General features: G+C 71.5%; 15 protein-coding genes. 9 read left to right on the forward strand and 6 right to left on the reverse strand.

What is annotated here, in order from left to right; all coding sequences use genetic code 11:
- Positions 1 to 89: 89 nt before the first annotated feature.
- Both ABH920_RS29825 and ABH920_RS29830 read left to right on the forward strand, forming a co-directional pair.
- Positions 90 to 3,566, forward strand: coding sequence for a putative bifunctional diguanylate cyclase/phosphodiesterase (locus ABH920_RS29825; RefSeq protein WP_370352507.1), 3,477 nt, complete (start codon positions 90 to 92; stop codon positions 3,564 to 3,566).
- Positions 3,563 to 4,939 (forward strand): diguanylate cyclase, encoded by a 1,377-nt coding sequence (locus ABH920_RS29830; protein WP_370352508.1) that lies wholly within the window; start codon positions 3,563 to 3,565, stop codon positions 4,937 to 4,939. The genes ABH920_RS29825 and ABH920_RS29830 overlap by 4 nt, the downstream gene beginning before the upstream one ends.
- A 33-nt stretch (positions 4,940 to 4,972) precedes the next feature.
- On the opposite strand, the gene ABH920_RS29835 is transcribed toward ABH920_RS29830, so the two are convergent.
- Positions 4,973 to 5,707: a VOC family protein gene (locus tag ABH920_RS29835; RefSeq protein WP_370352509.1), complete on the reverse strand. Its 735-nt coding sequence runs from the start codon at positions 5,705 to 5,707 to the stop codon at positions 4,973 to 4,975.
- A gap of 48 nt (positions 5,708 to 5,755) precedes the next feature.
- On the opposite strand from ABH920_RS29835, the gene ABH920_RS29840 reads away from it, so the two are divergent.
- The 3 genes from ABH920_RS29840 to ABH920_RS29850 all read left to right on the forward strand — a co-directional run bounded on the left by ABH920_RS29840 (position 5,756) and on the right by ABH920_RS29850 (position 9,252).
- Complete coding sequence (locus tag ABH920_RS29840; protein WP_370352510.1) at positions 5,756 to 8,383, forward strand: penicillin acylase family protein; 2,628 nt, start codon at positions 5,756 to 5,758, stop codon at positions 8,381 to 8,383.
- A 224-nt stretch (positions 8,384 to 8,607) separates the two neighbouring features.
- Entirely contained in the window at positions 8,608 to 8,805 is a 198-nt protein-coding gene (locus ABH920_RS29845) for a DUF1059 domain-containing protein (protein WP_194913005.1), read from the forward strand.
- An 81-nt stretch (positions 8,806 to 8,886) separates the two neighbouring features.
- Positions 8,887 to 9,252: a cupin domain-containing protein gene (locus tag ABH920_RS29850; protein WP_370352511.1), complete on the forward strand. Its 366-nt coding sequence runs from the start codon at positions 8,887 to 8,889 to the stop codon at positions 9,250 to 9,252.
- A 109-nt stretch (positions 9,253 to 9,361) separates the two neighbouring features.
- Here the strand turns inward: ABH920_RS29850 and ABH920_RS29855 are convergent, their stop codons facing one another.
- Positions 9,362 to 10,168 carry an SAM-dependent methyltransferase gene (locus ABH920_RS29855; protein ID WP_370352512.1) on the reverse strand — a complete coding sequence of 269 codons (807 nt, stop codon included), beginning with the start codon at positions 10,166 to 10,168 and terminating at the stop codon, positions 9,362 to 9,364.
- Positions 10,169 to 10,268: 100 nt separating this feature from the next.
- On the reverse strand, positions 10,269 to 11,165 hold the full coding sequence (locus tag ABH920_RS29860) for a helix-turn-helix domain-containing protein (protein WP_370352513.1): 897 nt from the start codon (positions 11,163 to 11,165) through the stop codon (positions 10,269 to 10,271).
- Between the two features lie 196 nt (positions 11,166 to 11,361).
- Between ABH920_RS29860 and ABH920_RS29865 the strand changes: the two genes are divergently transcribed.
- From ABH920_RS29865 to ABH920_RS29880, 4 genes are all read left to right on the forward strand, one after another.
- A complete protein-coding gene (locus ABH920_RS29865; protein WP_370352514.1) occupies positions 11,362 to 12,654 on the forward strand; it encodes an MFS transporter in 1,293 nt (430 codons plus the stop codon).
- Positions 12,655 to 12,736: 82 nt separating this feature from the next.
- Positions 12,737 to 13,906: an MFS transporter gene (locus tag ABH920_RS29870; protein ID WP_370352515.1), complete on the forward strand. Its 1,170-nt coding sequence runs from the start codon at positions 12,737 to 12,739 to the stop codon at positions 13,904 to 13,906.
- 2 nt (positions 13,907 to 13,908) lie between these two features.
- Complete coding sequence (locus ABH920_RS29875; protein WP_194913013.1) at positions 13,909 to 14,352, forward strand: cupin domain-containing protein; 444 nt, start codon at positions 13,909 to 13,911, stop codon at positions 14,350 to 14,352.
- A gap of 69 nt (positions 14,353 to 14,421) precedes the next feature.
- Positions 14,422 to 14,886: a PPOX class F420-dependent oxidoreductase gene (locus ABH920_RS29880; RefSeq protein WP_370352516.1), complete on the forward strand. Its 465-nt coding sequence runs from the start codon at positions 14,422 to 14,424 to the stop codon at positions 14,884 to 14,886.
- Between the two features lie 506 nt (positions 14,887 to 15,392).
- Here the strand turns inward: ABH920_RS29880 and ABH920_RS29885 are convergent.
- From ABH920_RS29885 to ABH920_RS29895, 3 genes are all read right to left on the reverse strand, one after another.
- Complete coding sequence (locus ABH920_RS29885) at positions 15,393 to 15,848, reverse strand: hypothetical protein (RefSeq protein ID WP_370352517.1); 456 nt, start codon at positions 15,846 to 15,848, stop codon at positions 15,393 to 15,395.
- A 79-nt stretch (positions 15,849 to 15,927) separates the two neighbouring features.
- Complete coding sequence (locus ABH920_RS29890) at positions 15,928 to 16,569, reverse strand: hypothetical protein (RefSeq protein ID WP_370352518.1); 642 nt, start codon at positions 16,567 to 16,569, stop codon at positions 15,928 to 15,930.
- 87 nt (positions 16,570 to 16,656) lie between these two features.
- Positions 16,657 to 19,635 carry an AAA family ATPase gene (locus ABH920_RS29895; protein ID WP_370352519.1) on the reverse strand — a complete coding sequence of 993 codons (2,979 nt, stop codon included), beginning with the start codon at positions 19,633 to 19,635 and terminating at the stop codon, positions 16,657 to 16,659.
- Positions 19,636 to 19,664: the final 29 nt, after the last annotated feature.

A 19,664-nucleotide genomic window follows, 5' to 3' on the forward strand; every position in this document is an offset into this window, starting at 1 on the left:
GCGGAGAGTAACCACCACGTAACACCCACCTGACACCCTCGCCCCGCCCTCAACAGGCGCCGCGGCTGCGCCTGTGACACTTTTGAGGAATGCGATCACCGTCGCTGCTGTCGGGCTGGCCGGGGCGGGAACGGCGCCTGCTCGGCGTCCTCACCGGCATGCTCGTGGTGATCCTGGCGGTGTTCTTCGCCTCGGAGACCATGCGCAGCGCGGCGTGGTTCGTCCTGGCCGCCTGGACGACCGCGACCATGGCCGTGGGGATCCGGGCGCACCGCCCCCCGTACGCGCACGCCTGGTACCTGCTGGCGGCCTCCGGCGGCCTGCTGATGGCCTCCAACCACTCCGACTTCGCCTACGCCCGGCACAGCCTGCCGGACTTCGCAGACTGGCTCGGGCTGTTCGGCTACCCGCTGGCGCTGGTAGGGCTGCGGCTGGTGATGAAGCACCGGCTGGTCGGCCGGGACTCGGCCGGCACGCTGGACGCGCTGATCGTGGTGTTCGCGGCGACCTACGCGGCGTGGGTCTACCTGATCGTGCCGTACTACCAGCAGGGCACCGAACCCTGGGACTACCGGCTGATCGCCATTCTGGACCCGCTCGGGGACCTGCTGCTGCTCGGCATGCTGCTGCGGCTGATCATCTCGCCGGGATCGCGCAACGTCGCGCTGTGGCTGCTCGGCGCCGGGGCGCTGTTCCAGACCGGGGCCGACGTCGTGGAGTCGGTGCTGCGGCTGAACTCCTCGAACTGGTTCGGCTCGCACGCCGGGAACATGGTGCTGGAGTTCTCCTGGCTGATGTTCGCGGCCTGCTGGGTGGCCGCGGCGCTGGTGCCCTCCGCCCACGACCTGACCAGACCGGTGCGGGAGACGGCCCGCGACGCGCTGCCGACCGCGTGGTCCCGGCCGCCGCGGATCTCCCCGCTGGTGCTGGCAGCGCTGGTGACGCCGCTCATCAACGCCGTCGAGCTGGCCCGGGGCACCCTGGCGACCGGCTGGGCCGGGCCGATGATCGGGCTCGGGGTGTACCTGATGATCCTGGCCCGGGTCGCGGTGATGGTGCGCTCGCACCGGCAGGCGCTGGCCCGCGAGTCGATCCTGCTGGCCGCCAGCGAGGGCCTGGGCGTGGCCGCCGGGAGCGGGCAGGTGGCCGCCGCGCTGGCCGACGGCGCCGCGGGGCTGTTCGCCGGGCGCGGGGCGGCGCACGCGGTGCTGGTGGCCGTGGACGGGAACGAGGGAGTGCGGGTCGCCGCGGCCGGGAGCGTGGACGGCGGGGCCGGGGACGTGCGCGCCACCGTCCCGGCTCCGCTGCCGCACCTGGAGTCCGCGGTGTGGCGCAAGACGCTGGCACAGGTGTGCGCTTCGGCGGCGGTGTTCATCTCCGAGGTGGACCTGCCCTACCGCACCGAGGCCGCCGGCCGGGCCGGGACCAAGCGGCGCGAGCACTTCCACCCGGCGAACGTCGTGCACACCACCGACCTGCCACCGCCGATGGCGGTCCGGCTGGGGCCGGAGGAGCACGCCGGGGTGGTGCCGCTGGACGGCGAGGTCGGGGTGCTGGTCGTGGCGGCGGCCGAGGAGGATCTGGCGGTGCTCGGCGGGGCGCTGGAGATCCTGGCGCGGCAGGCGTCGGCGGCGCTGGAGCGGATCACGCTGAGCCAGGAGATCACCCGGCGGGACAGCGAGGCGTACTTCCGGGCGCTGGTGCAGAACACGTCGGACACGATCCTGATCGTCGACACGGAGCTGCGGGTCCGGTACGCCTCGCCGTCCTCCACCGAGCTGTTCGGCGACCGGCCGGTGCGGGACCGGCCGCTGACCGAGGTGGTCGGCAAGGTCTACGCCGCCGAGGTCGCGGTGCGGGCGTCGGATCCGGCGCCGCAGCCGCCGGTGCAGCGGGACTGGGAGATATCGCCCGGCGGTGACGACGACGACGGTGGTCACGGCGCCCGTGACGGCGGCGGCAGCGGCGGCGGCGAGGGCGGCGTCGGGGGCAACCACGGCGGGAGCGGCGGGAGCGGCGGCCGGAACGGGGGCGGCGGCGACCCGCACGAGGTCGAGGCCACGATCGCCGACCTGCGCGCCGAGCCGACGGTCGGCGGTTTCGTGCTGTCGCTGCACGACGTGACCACCGCGCGCGGCCTGGAGCGCACGCTGCAACGGCACGCGTACCGCGATCCGCTCACGGACCTGCCGAACCGGCTGGCGTTCATGCGCGGCCTGGAGGACGCGGTCCAGCTGGCGTCGCCGAGCGTGTCGGTGACCGTGATGCTGCTGGACCTGGACCGGTTCCGGGAGATCAACGACTTCCACGGCCGCGAGGCCGGGGACGAGGTGCTGCGCGACGTGGCCGAGCGGATCCGCTCCCGGCTGGGCCCCGGCGACGTCCTGGCCCGCACCGGCGGCGACGAGTTCGCGGTGCTGGCCGTCCGGCGCGCCGAGGAGTCGCCGACGCTGCCGGTCGGGATGCCCGGCGAGGACAAGCCGTTCTACGTCGGGCCGATCGCCGTCACCACCTCCGGCGCGGTCGCCACCTGCACGGTCGGCGCCACCGGGGCCTCGCTGCTGGCCGACGCCGAGATGACCCTGCACGCGGCGCGCGGCGGCGGCCCCAACACCTGGCGCATGTACGACCCCCGGCTGCGCGCCGAGCTGGCCCGCAGCGCCGCCCGCCGCTCCGGCCTGGACCGAGCGATGGCCGAGGGCGCCTTCGAGCTCTACTACCAGCCCATCGTCTGGCTCGACGACGGCGACATCGGCGGCTTCGAGGCGCTGGTCCGCTGGCCGCAGCCGGACGGCACGATCATCCCCCCGGACGAGTTCATCCCGCTGGCCGAGGCCACCGGCCAGATCCTGCCCCTGGGGCGCTGGATCCTGCGCACGGCCACCGACCAGACGGCCCGCTGGAACGCCACCCGCCTGGCCCAGGGCCTGGCCCCGGTGAAGATCTCGGTGAACGTCTCCGCGCACCAGCTCCGCGACCCGGGCTTCCCCGACGAGGTCGGCAAGGCCCTGACCGACGCCGGCCTGGACCCGGCGTTCCTGATGGTGGAGGCGACGGAGAGCGCGCTGATCGACCGCGCGGGCACGGCGCTGGCGAACCTCAGAACCCTGACGAAGCGCGGCGTGGGCGTGTCCCTGGACGACTTCGGGACCGGCTACTCGTCCCTGTCGTACCTCCGGGACCTGCCGGTCAGCGCCCTGAAGATCGACAAGGCCTTCGTCGACGGCGTCCCCGACGAGCCCCGGCAGACCGCCCTGGTGAAGGGCATCATCGGCATCGCGAAGTCGCTGACCCTGATGGTGGTCGCCGAGGGCGTGGAGACCTCCCAGCAGCGCCGGGCACTGGCCCGCATGGGCGCCGACCTGGGGCAGGGCTACCTCTACGCGCGGCCGATGCCGGTCCGCGAGGCCACGGCGCTGATGCGCGCGGGGCGGGTGAAGCTGCCGTACGGACTCGCGGCGCTGGAGCAGGACGAGGGCTTGGACGACGACGGGCCCGAGCCGGACGACGAGGACGACGCCGACGAGCCGCACATCCACGGCACGCTGCCTGAGACGGAATCATGAGCGCCGAGCGGCCGGGCGCGGCTGACGACGGGACGCCGGTGCGGGATCGGGATCGGCGGTGGGTGGCGCCGGAGCAGCCGACCTCGCCGGAGCAAGCCGCCTCCGACCAACCGACCGCTCAGCCGCCGCGCACGATGCCAAGCCCTGAGCCCACCACCACCGAGCCGCAATCCCCCAAGCCCAAGCCCCAGCCCGAGCCCGACCACGCCGCCAGCCGCCCCGCCGACCGCTTCCCCAAAGACCCGGCCTCCCCCGCGCCCCACCCGCGGCATCGGTACCGCCGCTTCCGCCGCGCGCAGCCGCATCCGCACCATCCGTCCGTCACCGCCATCTGGGAGCGCAGCGAGCTGGAGCACCGGCGCTTCGCCACCCGCTTCGCCGGCCAGCTCCTGCTCGTCGGCGCGGGCCTGGGCACGTTCCTCACGCTCGTGCTCGGGCCGCCGCAGGGTGGTGTGTTCTCCGCCAGCTGGTTCGAGTTCCTCGGCGCGTGTGCCGTCGCGGCCGTCTGGGGCCTGGTCTACGTGCTGCTGCCCAGTCCCGCGCCCGACCTCGTCCTGCGCGCCACGCCCGCGGTGTCCGCGCTGCTCATCACGCTCACGCTGGCGCTCAACCACAGCAACGCCGCCGACGGCATGCTGCTGCTCAACTGGCCTCTGCTCTTCGCCGCGTACCTGCTGCCGCGCCGTACCGCTTACTGGACGCTCGCCATCGTCGCGGTGTGCCTCACCGTCATCCTCGCCGCGGGTTCCGGGCCCGACCGGTTCGCCACGTGGGTCGAGATCACCACCTCGATGGTGCTGACGCTGGTCGTCATCCGCCGGGTCCGGGACCAGGCCGACCGCCTCAAGCAGGCGCTCGCCGAGCAGGCCAGCACCGATCCGCTCACCGGGCTGAGCAACCGCCGGGCCTTCGACGAGGCGCTGGAGCGCGAGGTCACGCGCCAGCGCCGGACCCGCGCGCCGCTCTCGCTGCTGGCGGTCGACGTCGACCACTTCAAGACGATCAACGACACCTGGGGCCACGCCGCCGGCGACGACACCCTCGCCGCCCTCGGCGACCTCCTGCCCCGCCTGGTCCGGGCCAGCGACACCGTCAGCCGGGTCGGCGGCGAGGAGTTCGGCGTCCTGCTCCCGGACTGCCCCGCCCCGCAGGCCCGGGCCCGCGCCGACGCGCTGCGCGCCGAGATCTGGGCCGCCTCCCGCGACTGGAAGCACCCGGTGACGGTCAGCGTCGGCGTGGCCACCCTCCCGGACTCCGCCGACGCCCTCAACGACCTGCTGGTCGCCGCCGACATGGCCCTTTACGCGGCCAAGGAGTCGGGACGCGACCGGGTCCGCGTGGCTCCGAACCGGCCCCGCGACGACGTGCCCTGACACGGACACCGAGCCATAGCCGTCGCAGAAACCTCAGCTCTCAGGCTCGCGCCGGATCAAGCAGTAGAACCCCCCTCCGGGATCCCGCATCACCAGCCAGTTCGCCTGCTCGCCGACGAACTCCGCGCCCAACGACTCGTGCCACACCCGACTGGCGTCGGCGTCCGAACTGCTGACGTCCAAATGCGCCGCCGTCGGCCGCTCCTCGCCAATCCGCTGGAACAACACCCCCACCGGAAACCCCGCCATCGGCTCCAGCCAGCTGAACTCCTCCCACCTCCGACTGACCTCCACGGGCAGCCCAGTGAGATCGCTCCAGAACGCGACCTCCGCATCATGCACAGACGGCGCGATATCGATGCACACCTGATCCAACCGGCTACGCGTCCCGTCCGAAGCCACGAACGGCCGCGCCACCCGCGTCGCCCCGTGCCACGCGGTGACGCAGAGCCCGTATCCACTCGGCGACGTCACATGAGCCCACTCGCCGTCCCGCTCCACCACGGAACCGCCGAGCGCGGCGGCCCGCGCCAAGGCCGCCTCGAAGTCCTCGAATTCCAGGTCGATGTGCGCGCCGTTCCCGCTCAGCAAACCCTGCAGCTTCACCGACGCATCGCCGTCTCCCTCCGCCGGCACCAGCGTCGCGAACTCCTCGCGCCCACCCCGGCGCGCGGACAGCGTCGTGCCCGTGACCGCCGTCCAAAAACGCGCACTTTCCTCGAACGTTCGTTCCGGACGGTCAATAAAAGACCAAGCCCACTTCAGCATCCCACCAGGCTATTCCCAACCGTTGACGGGGACCCGTAATCTGCCGCAGTGCAGAGCGACGACGACCTCCCGGAACCGGCCTCGGCCACGGACGCAGCCCCTGACGCCACAACGGAATCCGACCCCCGGCCCGAACCCGGACCCGGACCCGAGCTCGGACCCGAAACCGGACCCCGCCCCCGTCGCCGCCTCCGCAAAACGAAGATCACCGCCGCCGTCCTCGCCACCCTGCTCGTGGTCCTCCTCGGCGCCGGCACCTGGTGGGTGAACACCTCGCTGCACGCTTCCTACCCGCAGACCACCGGCACCCTCCACGTCCCCGGCCTCCAGGCGACCGTCGAGGTCGACCGCGACGCCCAAGGCGTCCCCCAGCTCTACGCCTCCACCTCCCACGACCTCTTCTTCGCGCAGGGCTACGTCCAGGCCCAGGACCGCTTCTGGCAGATGGACGTCTACCGTCACGTCACCGCCGGCCGCCTGTCCGAGATGTTCGGCTCCGGCCAGATCGACACCGACAAGTTCATCCGCACGATGGGCTGGCGCGACGTCGCCCAGCAGGAGTACGACGGCCTGAGCCCCGAGACGAAGGCGTACCTGAACGCCTACTGCGATGGCGTGAACGCGTATTTGAAGGATCACAAGGGTTCCAAAGCGTCTGTGGAGTACGCGGTCCTCGGCCTGCAGACCGACTACACCCCCTACACCTGGACCCCGGTCGACTCGCTGTCCTGGCTCAAGGCCCTGGCCTGGGACCTGCGCGACAACATGCAGTCCGAGATCGACCGCGCCCTGTCCTCCCAGACGGTGACCAAGGCCCAGGTGGACCAGCTGTTCCCGCCCTACCCGGCCGACCACCCGACGATCATGCATCAGGGTGCTGTCGTGAACGGCGCCTTCGACCAGAACGCCACCCCGGCCGCCGACAACCCGCTGTCCGGCACCGCGCTCCCGGCCTCCGCGGCCAGTGCGCTGGCGAACCTCTCGCACACCGTCTCCGCCCTGCCCGGCTTTCTACAGCCGACCGTCGAAGGCGTCGGCTCCAACTCGTGGGTGGTCTCCGGCGACCTGACCACGACCGGAAAGCCGCTGCTGGCCAACGATCCGCACCTGGCCCCGCAGCTGCCGTCGATCTGGTACCAGATGGGCCTGCACTGCACGACCGTGGACGCGGCGTGCCCGTACGACGTCACGGGCTTCACCATGCCCGGCACGCCCGGCGTGGTGATCGGCCACACCCCGACCGTGGCCTGGGGCTTCACCAACGGCACCGAGGATGTCAGCGACCTGGTCCTGGAGAAGATCTCCGGCAGCACCTACGAATACGACGGCCACCAGGTCCCGCTGACCGTGCGCCAGGAGACCATCAAGGTCGCCGGCGGCAAGTCGGTCCCGCTGACCATCCGCTCGACGAATCAGGGCCCGCTGGTCTCCGACGCCGACAAGGACATCGCCAGCGCGGGCAACGGATACGCCGTGGCGCTGCGCTGGACCGCACTCACGCCGGGGCACACCGCAGACGCCTTGTTCGCCCTGGACCGCGCGACCGACTGGAACTCCTTCCGAGCCGCCGCCGCCAACTTCGCGGTGCCCTCGCAGAACATGATCTACGCCGACACCTCCGGCAACATCGGCTACCAGACTCCCGGCCAGATCCCGATCCGCAAGAACGGCGACGGCACCTGGCCGGTGCCGGGCTGGACCGACGAGTACGAGTGGACCGGCTACATCCCCTTCGACCAGCTGCCCCACGTCCTGAACCCGACCGACAAGTTCGTGGTCACGGCCAACAACCCGATCATCGGGTCGCAGTACCCGTACTTGATGTCGAAGGACTTCGACTACGGATACCGCGCGAACGAAATCACCCAGCGCCTGCAAGCGGCCACCGCCGACGGCAAGAAGATCGACGCCGACGGGATGCGGGCGATCCAGTCCGACACCCGCAACGAGTTCGCGTCCGCGCTGGTGCCGTACCTGACCCGGCTGCCGGCGTCGTCGAAGAAGCAGACGCAGGCGGCGCGCGCGTTGTTCGACGGCTGGGATTACACGACCCCTGACACGTCGGCCGCCGCGGCGTACTTCTACGAGGTCTGGAAGTTCATCTGCAAGGACGCCTTCGAGGCGAAGCTGCCGTCCTCGGTCGACGTGGACGGCGGCGACCGCTGGTTCGCCGTGGCCACCACGCTGCTGCCGGACGCGTCCGACTTCTGGTGGAACGGCGACCGGGACGCGATGCTGGCGAAGGCGATGGACCAGGCTTCGGCAGAGCTGACCTCACAGCAGGGTTCTGATGTGAAGCAGTGGCAGTGGGGCGCCCTGCACAAGCTGACGCCGACCAACCAGACCCTGGGCACCGGCGGCCCGTGGTTCGTGAAGTGGCTGGTGAACGGCGATCCGGTCCCGGTGTCCGGCGGCTCGTCGGTCGTGGACGCCACCGGCTTCGACATCGCCAAGGACTTCTCGGTCGACGAGCTCCCGTCGATGCGGATGCTGGTGGACCTGTCGAACCTGGACGCGTCGACGTGGGTCAACCTCACCGGCGCCTCCGGGCACGTCGACGACCCGCACTACCTGGACCAGCTGCCGCTGTGGCGGACGTTCCGCACGTTGCCGTGGCCGTATACGAGGACTGCGGTACTCGCGGCCAGCAAGGACAAGTTGACGTTGACGCCTTAGCACAGGCGCCCTGGCAGCCGAGCCGGGATCACCGGCGCTCCGACGATGCGCAGGGTAACTGCAATGCCCCGGCCGCGCGCGACGCGGAAGCGCGGCCGCCCGGCGAACGTCACCTAAATGCAGTAGCCCGATCGCCGGGTGGCTCCGACAGCGGCTTCAATGGAAGGGAGGCCGCTCCGGCGTGCTGTCGGGGAGGCGACGGCTCGTGGAAAGGGGGCATTCGCATGTCCCGCAAGGTTGCCGACTGCCGACAGTTCCCCAGCGAGGTCGGCTGCACGTTGACGATTTCCGGCGAGGAGCAGGAAGTCATGGACGCCGCAGCCATGCACGCGGTCGCCGTTCACGGCGAGACCGATACGCCGGAGTTCCGGGAGCAGCTGAAGTCGTTCCTGGTCGAGGAGAAGGTGCCGGTCAGCCACTAGGGGCCGGTGCCGGCCGACCGGCCGGTACGGGCCGAGGCGTCCGGCTCCTCAGCGGGGCCGGGCCCGAGTCTTGGAGGATCTATGACAGGCCTCTTGCACAAGTCACTCGACGCGCCGGAGGAGACCCGCTCCTTCGAGCAGGGGATGGGGCATCTCGACCTCGTCGCCATGGACGAGGGCGGTTTCGGCCGCGCCGTCTTCGAACCGGGGTGGCAGTGGTCCAAGCACATCAAGCCGATGGTGCACACCGAGAGCTGCCAGGCCGCGCACATCGGCTACTGCCTGTCCGGCCACATGCACGTGGTTATGGACGACGGCGAGCAGGCCGACATCGGGCCCGGCGAGTTCCTCGAGATCGCGCCCGGGCACGACGCCTGGGTCGTCGGCGGTGAGCCCTGCGTGATGATCGACTGGCAGGGGTTCACCGACTACGCCAAGGAGAAGTGAGGGAGACGCGAGGAAGCCGTGAGGGCGGAGCGGCGCCGACCGGTCCGGCGCCGCTCAAGCTTCAGGGCTTCGTGGCTTCACGGCTTCACGGCTTCACGGCTTCAGGGCTTCAGGGCTTCCGACCGATGGCACCCAGCACCGCCAGCTCCACCGGCGTCCCGATGTCCATCGTGTCCGGCCGCCGCAGCGGGCACGACACCAGACCCGGCTCCACGAGCTCCAGGCCCTCGAGGTACCCGGCGATCTCCTCGGGACTCCGCAGGTTGTACGGAACCGCGCCGCTCTGGTTGTAGCGGCTGATCGCCTCGCTGTACGCGGCGTTGGTGTCCGTCCCGTCCCGCACCACCAGGTAGCTCCCCGACGGGACCGCGTCCATCAGCTGCCGCACGATCGCCAACGCGCGGTCGTGTTTCTCGATGTGCGCCAGGATCCCCATCAGCACGATCGCGACCGGCTCGTTCAGGTCCAGCGTCTTGGCCGCCTGCGCCAGGATCGCCTCGGGGTCGTCGAGGTCGGCCTCGATGTAGTCCGTGGCCCCTTCCGGCGTCCCGACCAGCAGCGCCTGCGCGTGCGCCAGGACCAGGGGGTCGTTGTCGACGTACACGATCCGCGACTCGGGCACGATCCCCTGCGCGATCTCGTGCGTGTTGTTCGCCGTGGGCAGGCCGGTCCCGACGTCCAGGTACTGGCGCACGGGGGTCTCGGTCGCCAGGTAGCGCACGGTCCGCACCAGGAACTGCCGGCCGCTGCGGGCCAGGTCCACGATCTCGGGGAAGACCTCGCGGAACCGGTCGCCCGCCGCACGGTCCGCGGGGTAGTTGTCCTTGCCGCCCAGCCAGTAGTTGAAGATCCGCGCCGAGTGCGGAACGCTGCTGTCGATCTGGGACACCGGCCGGTGCTGCGCTTCGTCGGTCATGGAGCCCACCTGTGTTCGCCGTGTTTCGCCGTTTGTGGAGGCCACCATCCTGCCTTGAGACCCACGGCGAGCGGAATACGAGACCTGCGAAAGTGACGGACTAGTACGCGTCGAAGATCCGGGTGAGGAATCCGATGGTCTCCGAGGGCGTCAGCGCCTGCACCGCCAGCTGGTCGACCACGGTCGTGTACGCGTCCAGGTCCTCGCGCTTGTCCAGATACGCCGCACCGGTGAGCTGTTCCAGATACACGATGTCCGGCAGGGCCGGCTCGGCGAAGCGCAGGATGGTGAACGGACCGGCCGCCGCCGGACCGCCGCGCGCGAACGGCGCGACCTGCACCGTGACGTGCGGCAGCCGGCACAGCTCCAACATGTGCTCCAGCTGCGCGCGCATGACGGCCGCGCCGCCCGGTTGGCGCCGCACGGCGGCCTCGTCGATGATCGCCCAGATCCGCGGCGGCTCGGGGCTGTAGACCAGCCGGGCCCGGTTCATCCGCAGCCGGACGCGGCGCTCGATCTCGTCGGGGGTGGCAAGCGGATAGCCGTCCCGGATGACCGCGCGCGCGTAGTCCTCGCTCTGCAGCAGGCCCGGAATGAACTGGGCCTCATAGGAGCGGATGACCGAGGCGGCCTCCTCCAGCCCGACGTAGACCTCGAACCAGCCGGGCATCAGATCGGCGAAGTTGTGCCACCAGCCGCGCGCGTTGGCCTGCGCCGTCAGGCTGAGGATGGCCTCGCGCTCGGTGTCGTCGCTGACGCCGTACAGGGTCAGCAGGTCGGCCACGTCCCGCCGTTTGAAGCTGACCTGTCCCAACTCCATGCGGCTGATTTTGGTGTGCGAGCAACGGATCTCGTAGCCGGCGGCGCCGCGGGTGACGCCGGCGGCGATGCGCAGCCGGCGAAGCTGGGAGCCCAGCACCATGCGCAGGACGGTGGGGCCGCTGTCCTCGGATCCCACAAGCGGATCCACCGAGTGCTCCGCCGGTAGCGAGCTCATCCGTGCTCCCAGTGCTGGTCTGTAGCGGTCCGACCCGTGCCCCGTAAGCCTTCCGCCGCCGTGTGTCCCCTTAAGGGTAGACCGTGAAGACCGGAAGCGTGAGTGGGTACCTAAAGCCACTTAGTAGCTGGCACTCTCGATCTGAGAGTGCTAATTCTGGAAGCCTACGGAAGCACTGACCGCAGGGGGCTCCAGGGTGAACGGTTCGCAGGAAACGAACGTCGGAACGGCCGCGGAGGGGGACCCTGAGATCGCCGAGAAACGCGCCAGCATGCTCGGCACCCTGCGCAACCGCGACTACCGCCTCATCCTCACCGGCCAGCTGCTCTCCAGCATCGGCACCTGGCTCCTGCTCGTCGCAGCCCCCTTCTTCGTCTTCCGCCTGACCGGCTCGACGATGGCGACCGGGCTGTCCATGGCGGCCGAAACCGTGCCGGCCGTGCTGCTCGGACCGGTCGCAGGGGTCTTCGTCGACCGGTGGGACCGGCGCTGGACGATGATCGCGACCGATGTCCTGCGCGCCGGCGCCGTACTGCTCCTGCTGCTCGTCCAGACGCGCGGCGAGGTGTGGATCGTCTACGCCGCGCTCGCCCTGGAGTCGGCGTTCGGGCAGTGCTTCGGGCCCGCGCAGTCGGCGCTGATCCCCAACCTCGTCGGGCGCGGACCGGAGCTGAGCGCGGCGAACTCGCTGGGCCAGCTCGTCGGCGGGACGATCCGGCTGGTCGGCGGGCCGTTGGGCGGGGTGCTGTTCGCGGTCGCCGGATTCCGCGCCGTGGTGACGATCGACGCGGCGAGCTACCTCGCGTCCGCGTATCTCATAGCCATGATTCGGTTCCGGGCGAGTCGCGGGGCGCGCGATGCGGGGGCTCAGGCCAGCGACAAAACCGGCGGCGCGGCCCGACTCCTGTCCGAAGACCTCCGCCACGGTCTCGGACACCTCGGCCGCACGCCGGGAATCCCCATGCTCTTCGGCGTCGCGGCCATCTTCTTCACCGGCAACGCCATCCTGACCGCGCTGCTCGTCCCCTACCTCGGCACAGTTCTGAACAGCGGCGCGCAGAGCCTTGGCGTCCTGTTCGGCACCCTCGGCGTGGGGTTCATCATCGGCGCACCGGCCAGCCGCCTGGTCGCCGGACGCCTGTCGGACCGCACCACGATCGTGGCCAGCCTCGGCGCGCTGGCCGCGGTCTTCGCGCTGACGTTCAACACCCCGTATCTGGCCGGCGACATCGTCCTGTTCGCCCTCATCGGCCCACCCGCCACCTGCTTCCTCGTCACCGCCGACACCGCGATCACGCGCCGGACGCCGGACCGGCTCCAGGGGCGCGTCAGTTCCACGTACCTGGCGCTCCAAAGCTTGGCGACGCTCGTCGGCATGGTCGCCGGCTCGTTGCTGGGGCAGCAGATCGGGATCGTCACGACCATGGACGCCGCCGCTGTGCTGGTCGCGGTATCGGCAGGAGCAGCGCTGTGGTTGCCAGGGGCCTGATACCCCTCTCCCTTTGTGGTTGCGAAACAAAACCAGTTTCCCTAGGGTGGTTTCGATCCACTACCACCTTGGGGGGTACGGAATGGGCTTCGCCCTGCTCCTGGCCACAGCCGCCGGACTGTCGGTCGCGAACATCTATTACGCACAGCCGCTGCTCGACCAGATCGGCGCCGCCCTGCACGTGAGCGCCGGGAACCTGGGCCTGACCACCGCCATCACGCAGCTGGGATACCTGCTCGGCCTGATCCTGCTGGTGCCGCTCGGCGACCTGGTGGATCCGCGGCGGCTGATCAGCTGGATGACACTCACCGCCGGCGCCGGGCTGACCGCCGCCGGCCTGGCCGGCGGACCGGCGGCGTTCTTCGCCGCCTGCGCGGTCGTGGGGGTGGCCTCGACGGTGGTCCAGGTCATCACCGCCTACGCCGCGGCGCAGAGCGCGCCGGACCAGCGCGGCCGCGTGATCGGCGTGGTGACCAGCGGCGTCGTGCTCGGAATCCTGTTGGCACGCACGGTTTCCGGAGCCGTCGCCGAGTCCTTCGGCTGGCGCGCGGCATTCCTGCTGCCGGCCGTGCTGATGGCCGCGACGGCCGCGGCGCTGAACCGGCTGCTCCCCCGCCGGCCGGCGAAGCGGGCGGCCGTCCCCTACCTCCGGCTGATCTCCTCGGTGTTCATGCTCACCAGGCACGACCGCGTCTTCCGCACCAGGAGCCTGCTGGCGCTGTTCCAGTTCGGGTGCTTCGGCGTGCTGTGGGGCTCCGTGGCGCTGCCGCTGTCCGCGGCCCCGTGGCACCTGTCGACGTCGCAGATCGGCTTGTTCGGCATCGTCGGCGCCGCGGGAGCACTCAGTGCGAACGGCGCCGGGCGGCTCGCCGACCGCGGCCGCGCGTCGACGGTCACCACCGTCATGCTGGTGCTGCTCGTGCTGTCCTGGGCCGCGATCCGCACGGCGCCGTTCTCGCTGGTCCTGCTGACCGTCGGCATCGTCGTGCTGGACTTCGCCGGCCAGGCCCTGCACGTGACCAACCAGCACCTGATCGTCGCCGGCAACCCCGAGGCGACCAGCCGCGTCATCGGCGGCTACATGGTCTACTACTCGATCGGCGTCGGCGGCGGGGCGATCGCGGCGACGAGCCTTTACAGCGCCTACGGATGGGGCGCTGTGTGCAGCTTCGGCGCGGCGTTGGCGGTACTGGCGCTGGTGGTGGGTAGCCTGGGCAAAACCAGCCAAACCAGGACTCACGCAAGGAGCTGACCATGCCGGGCATCTACCGTCGGTTCGCGATCGCCGGGGCCGTCACCGCGACCACGGCGACCACGGTGCTCACGCCGGGCGTGGCCAGCGCCACGGCGCCGTCGGGGGTGTCGGGCACGATCATCAGCAAGTCGACGTTCCTCGGGACGGACTACATCCGGCGGCAGATCACGATCGAGCCCGGCGGGAGCACGGGGTGGCACTGGCACGACGGGACGCTGTACGCCTACGTCGAGAAGGGCACGTTGACGCACAACGACGCGGACTGCACGACGACCGAGGTGTACAGCGACAACACGTCGTTCACGGAGCCGAGCGGTGCGGACAACGTGCACATCGGGCGGAATCTGGGAACGACGCCGGTGGTGTTGGACGTGCTGTATGTGGACCCGGCCGGGAGCCCCCTGTCGGAGGACGCACCGAATCCCGGGTGCAGCTTTCAGTAAGCTCGTCAACGGCCGACGTCGTCCGGCTCCACCCAACCCGGCCTGTCCCTACCTAAGGCGGACTCTGACATGCCCCGCACCATCGCCACCAACACCTCCGTCGACCTCGACGCACTGCTGGAGTTCGTCCGACCCCGGCACCGCGCCCTGCTGATCACCCGGCGCGCCGACGGCTCGCCGCAGGCCTCGCCACTGACATGCGGCGTCGACGACTCGGGCCGCCTGGTCATGTCCACCTACCCGGAGCGCGCGAAGACCACCAACGCCCGCCGCGAGGCCGCGGTGAGCGTGGTCGTGCTGTCGGACGAGTGGAACGGCCCGTGGGTGCAGATCGACGGCGACGCGGAGGTCCTGGACCTGCCGGACTCCGTCGAGCCGCTGGTCGAGTACTACCGGAACATCTCCGGCGAGCACCCCGACTGGGACGAGTACCGCGAGGCGATGGTGAAGCAGGGGAAGTCGATCATCCGGGTCACGCCGCGGCGGTGGGGGCCGGTGGCGACCGGGGGGTTCCCGGCGCGGCTGGCGGACTGAGGGACTGAGGGCTGAGGGACACCCGGCGGCCAGGCAGCTACGGCACAATAGCCAGGTTTGCCGGGCGGCTCGCAGCGAAACAGCCGGGTTGCCGGGCGGCTCGCCACGAAGCAGCCAGGCTTGCCGGGGCGGCTCGCAGCGAAACAACTGGGGTTGCCGGGCAGTCGGATTTGCCGGGCAGTCAGGGTTGCCGAGCAGCCAGGCTTGCCGCGCAGCCAGGGTCGCCGGGCACTCGGATTTGCCGAGCAGTCAGGGTTGCTGGGCAGCCGGGGTTGCCGGGCAGTCGGATTTGCCGGGCGGCCCAGGTTTGAAGTGCAGCAGGGCTGAGGCTCGGCAAGCCCGCCGGCGCCACCGATCTCGTGCGGCGCGCGCAGATCCGCGGGCCAGGCGATCAGCTGAGTCATTCCGCAGCGCTGACTGGCCACCGCAGTTGGATCCCCGGCACGGCGCCAAGCTTGAGCCGGCTTGCGGCGGGCCCCTGCTCCCGTCGCAAGCCGGCTTTCCCCTCACTCCACCGGCATGCCGTTCGGCGCAAAGCGGGCGAGGCGCGTCGTTCCGTACCACAGCTCCTTGCTGCCGTCGGGGTGGTAGACCACGGTGCCGCCGCCCGGTTGGGCGGCGGCGGTCGGTTCCGCCGGGTGCCATTGCGGGACCGGGGGTTCCTGCCAGGCGTGCACGACCGCGCCGGAGGGGGCCAGGCGCCAGCAGCTTCCGTCGGGGGCGCGGACGTCCTGCGTTCCGTCGGGGTAGTGCGTGCTGCTGGTGCCGTCGGGGTTGAGGATCGTGCTGTTGGTGAAGGCGTGCGTCCAGGTCTGCGCGGGCACGGCCGGTTGCGGCGGGATGAGGGTGGCGGTCGGGGGTTCCGGCGGCTGCCAGTCGTCCGGGACGCTGCCGAGCCACGCGGTCGTGTGCGGCCCCGGCGCCTCGCCATCGGCGCCCTCTCCTCCCTCTACCCCGTCCACAGTCCGTCGCCTCCGATCCCGATCGTGGTGAAGTGGCGGGCCGACGGCGGCGGATTGCCTTCGGACCGCACGGTGATGGTCATTGCGAGTCGAGTGCGCAGTGCGCGGACTGCCACGTGCTGATGTTGCCGACGGCGGTGAGGAAGGCCGGATCCTGCGTCTGGGTCTGGGCGTCGCCGCCGTCGGCGATCTGGCCGACGACCGTGGCGGCCTCCGTCACGTCCGGCGCGATCTCCGGCGGCGTGGCCTGCTTCATCTGCTCCATGGTGGTCTTGAGCTTGGCCACGCTCGCCGGGGTGTTGTCGATCTGGGTCAGCTCGGTCTCGAAATCGTTGAGCACCGCGCAGTAGCCGTCGCCGGAGGCGGGCGGTGCGCTCGAATCCGCTGACGATGCCCCGTCGCCGTCGGCCGTCGAGGCGCTGGTGCCGGCGCTCGCGCTGGTATCCCCGCCCGATCCCGAGCCCGCATCCGCACTGCTCGGATCGCCGCTCGGCACCGAGGTCGCAGACGGCGTCGTGGCCCCGGCCGCCCCCGCAGCCGAACTCGATACCGAACTCGAAACCGCCCCACCACTTGGCGCCGAAACCGACACCGAACCCCGCCCGGCCCCCGCCCCGAAAGCAGTCCCGCTCACCGACGTCCCACCGGTGGAACACGCCGCCAAACCCAGCGGCAGCAACGGAACAGCGACCGCGACCGCGATCTTTCGCCTGATCGGCATGACATCTCCCCTAGCGTCGAACGAACACGCCCGACGCTAGGGACTTCGATGTCTCATTTAACCCGTGGAACTACGCGTATCCCGTCCCTACTGAGGGAACCGCCCCGCCAACTCCGTCCGCGACCGCACCCCGAGCTTGCGGAACACCGAGGCCACATGGCTCTCGACCGTCCGCACGCTCATCGACAACCGCGCCGCGACCTCCCGGTTCGTGTACCCGCCGGCCACCAGGTCCGCGACCCGCTGCTCGGACGCCGTCAGCACCGAGCCGGCCCCGGCCCGCTGCCCGCGCGCCAGCTCCGCCTCCGCGAGCTGCGCGAACGGCCGGTGCCCGTGCGCGTCGAAGCAGTCCAGCGCGTCCTGCAACGCCTGCCGCGCCTCCGTCTTCGCCTTGCGCCGCCGCTGCACCTGCCCGAGCGCCAGCAGGCTCCGCCCGCGCTCGATCGGCATCGGCGACGCCTCGTGCGCCTGCACCGCGCGCGTCAGCAGCTCCGCCGCCTCGTCCAACTCCCCCTGCGCCGCGGCGATCATTCCCCGCACCCGCAAGGCGATCCCGCTCAGCGTCGGACGCCCCAGCCGCTCGCCGATCTCGGCCAGCTCGCTCGCCACCGCCTCGGCCTCGGCCAGCCGCCCGGCCGTGACCAGCGCCTGTCCGAGGTCGCCCTCGGGACGTCCGCGCGCCGCGGGCTCGTGCACGTACACCGCTCGTGCCTGCTCCAGCACCCCGTCGAGCAGCGTGATCGCCTGCCCGACGTCCCCGCGCAGCAGCGCGATCGTGGCCAGCGGCGTGTCCATGATCACCCGGACCAGCGGGATCGGCGGCAGCCGCTCCAGCGCGGCGCGCAGGGTCGCCTCGGCCCCGTCCAGGTCGCCGTCCATGATGCCCAGCAACGCGCGCGCGACGGTGAGCGAGGCCGGTTCGCCGATGCCCGGTCCGGCTTCCCGCGCCGCGTCCTCGAAGGCCGTCAGAGCCGCCCGCGCCGCTCCGGGCCGGCCGGCCTGCACCTCGGTGTACGCGAGGTGCGCCTGCAGGACGAGCGTCGCAGAGGTCTCCCCCATGTCCTGCGCCGTCTGCACCATCCGGGTCAGCACCGCGCGCGAGGTGTCGAGGTCGTCCACGTACTTCACGCTGAGCCCGAACCGCACCTCGGCCCGCTCGATGAACGGGATCCAGCGCCGGTCGGCCTGCGCCGCCCCGGCCCGCTCGACCAGAGACCGGTCCAGGCCGCGACCGTCGAACATGTCGATCTCGACCAGTGCCAGCAGCGCCGTGGACAGTGCGGTCGGGTCGGCCTCGGCGCCGAGCCGGTCGCAGATCTCGATCGCCTCGACCGCCGAGCGCCGGGCGTGCGGCGGGTCGCTGGCGACGTTGAAGTCGGCCGCGAAGGCCAGCGCGAGCGAGCGCAGCCACGGGTCGTCGGCCGTCTCGGCCAGTGCCTCGTCGACCACCTTCTGCGCGGCTGCCGCACCCTGCGTGTAGAGCGACGTGTGGGTGAACAACGCCATGGCACGCCGGCGCACCGACGGTTCGGCGGAAGACGCGGCCCAGGCGGTGGCCGCCAGTTCGCGGGCCTTCTCGGTGTCGCCGCGCATGTAGTACAGCTCGGCGGTGTCGACCAGCCGCTGTGCCAGAACGCTGACAAGGTCCGGCGGCGTGAACCGGATCGCCAGATCGGCGAGCTCGATCGCACCCGACACCGCACCCCGGCCGCGTGCCGCCTCGGCGCCGGCCGCGAGCCGATCGGCCGTCTCGGCGTCCGGCGGTTCCCCGGCGGCGAGCATGACGTGCCGGGCCCGCTGCTCCGGATCGTCGACGAGTTCGGCCAGCCGCCGGTGCAATCCGGCGCGGGCCAACGGCAGCAGCGCGTCCAGCGCCGCCGCGCCGAGCAGCGGATGCGCCGGCCGCAGCCGCTGCGACTCCGAGACGGTCAGCACGCCGTCCGCCACCGCGCGCTCCACTGCGGCGATCGGGTCGTCAGTCTGCTTCGACAGCGCGCGGATGACCAGCGCCGGGCTCGGCTGGGGCAGCGCCGCGGTGACGACCAGAGCCTGCCGGGCATCCGGCGGCAGGCTGCCGAGGCGTTCGCGCACCAGGTCGGTGAGCGCGGTCGGGATCGGCAGCTCGGCCCGGTCGCCGTCGCCACGCCGCAGGGCCGCGCCGAACTCGAGGATCCAGAACGGATTCCCGCCGCTGTGCTCGACCAGTCCGCGCAGCGTGGCCGCGGGCAGCCGCAGCTCCAGCCGGCCGGCGAGCAGGTCGTCGGCGGCGGTGACGTCGATCGCCGCGACCGGCACCGAGCGGACGTCGTCGGCCGGCAGCAGCTCCGGCGCGGGCGGCGCGGCGGCCAGGGTGCTGGCCGTGCGCCGGGTGGCGAGCACGCGCAGACTCTCGCCGCCCAGGCGGGACAGCGCGTATTCGAACGCTGCGACGGTCGCGCCGTCGATCCACGGCAGGTCGTCGATCGCCACCAGCAGCGGCCGGTCCCGGGACAGCTCCCGGATCGCGGCCGCGACGGCGTTCCCGATCTCGTTCGGACCGAGCCGGCTGCCGTCGGGCAGCCGCCGGACCATCGCGACCTCCAACGCGATCCGCTGCGCGGCCGGCAGCCGGTCCAGCACCTCGTCGAGCACCGGATCGAGCAGGTCGGTGAGGCCGGCGAAGGAGAGCCCGGTCTCGGTCTGGTCGCCGCGCGCGGACAGCACGCGCCATCCGGCTTCGCGCGCCAGCTCGACGCCGGCGGACCAGACCGTGGACTTGCCGATCCCGGCCTCGCCGGTCAGCACCAGGGCGCGGGGACGGTCGGCCGGGTCGGCGATCAGCTCGCGCACGGCGGCCAGCTCGGCGGGCCGCGAGATCACCATCTGCGGCGCCGTGACGGCGGTCTGCGGCATCTCGTGCCCCGGGATCTCCGACCGCTGTGTCTCGGACCGCGATGTCTGGGGCTGCGGTGTCTGCGGAGTCTGAGCCTGCGGAGTCTGAGCCTGCGGGGTCTGAGGCTGCGGAACATCGGACCGCGGTATCTCGGGCTGCGACGTCTCGGGCTGGGCGATGCTCGGTCGGTTCATGGTGTGCACTGTCATTTCTTGCGGTGGCT

The organism is Catenulispora sp. EB89 (assembly GCF_041261445.1).
GTDB lineage: Bacteria > Actinomycetota > Actinomycetes > Streptomycetales > Catenulisporaceae > Catenulispora.

What these genes read in the sequence shown, in the direction of transcription:
- ABH920_RS29825 (WP_370352507.1), top strand. Translation starts at nt 90, where the DNA reads ATGCGATCACCGTCGCTGCTGTCGGGCTGGCCGGGGCGGGAACGGCGC.
- ABH920_RS29830 (WP_370352508.1), top strand. Translation starts at nt 3,563, where the DNA reads ATGAGCGCCGAGCGGCCGGGCGCGGCTGACGACGGGACGCCGGTGCGG.
- ABH920_RS29835 (WP_370352509.1), bottom strand. Translation starts at nt 5,707, where the DNA reads ATGCTGAAGTGGGCTTGGTCTTTTATTGACCGTCCGGAACGAACGTTC.
- ABH920_RS29845 (WP_194913005.1), top strand. Translation starts at nt 8,608, where the DNA reads ATGTCCCGCAAGGTTGCCGACTGCCGACAGTTCCCCAGCGAGGTCGGC.
- ABH920_RS29850 (WP_370352511.1), top strand. Translation starts at nt 8,887, where the DNA reads ATGACAGGCCTCTTGCACAAGTCACTCGACGCGCCGGAGGAGACCCGC.
- ABH920_RS29855 (WP_370352512.1), bottom strand. Translation starts at nt 10,168, where the DNA reads ATGACCGACGAAGCGCAGCACCGGCCGGTGTCCCAGATCGACAGCAGC.
- ABH920_RS29860 (WP_370352513.1), bottom strand. Translation starts at nt 11,165, where the DNA reads ATGAGCTCGCTACCGGCGGAGCACTCGGTGGATCCGCTTGTGGGATCC.
- ABH920_RS29870 (WP_370352515.1), top strand. Translation starts at nt 12,737, where the DNA reads ATGGGCTTCGCCCTGCTCCTGGCCACAGCCGCCGGACTGTCGGTCGCG.
- ABH920_RS29875 (WP_194913013.1), top strand. Translation starts at nt 13,909, where the DNA reads ATGCCGGGCATCTACCGTCGGTTCGCGATCGCCGGGGCCGTCACCGCG.
- ABH920_RS29880 (WP_370352516.1), top strand. Translation starts at nt 14,422, where the DNA reads ATGCCCCGCACCATCGCCACCAACACCTCCGTCGACCTCGACGCACTG.
- ABH920_RS29890 (WP_370352518.1), bottom strand. Translation starts at nt 16,569, where the DNA reads ATGCCGATCAGGCGAAAGATCGCGGTCGCGGTCGCTGTTCCGTTGCTG.
- ABH920_RS29895 (WP_370352519.1), bottom strand. Translation starts at nt 19,635, where the DNA reads ATGAACCGACCGAGCATCGCCCAGCCCGAGACGTCGCAGCCCGAGATA.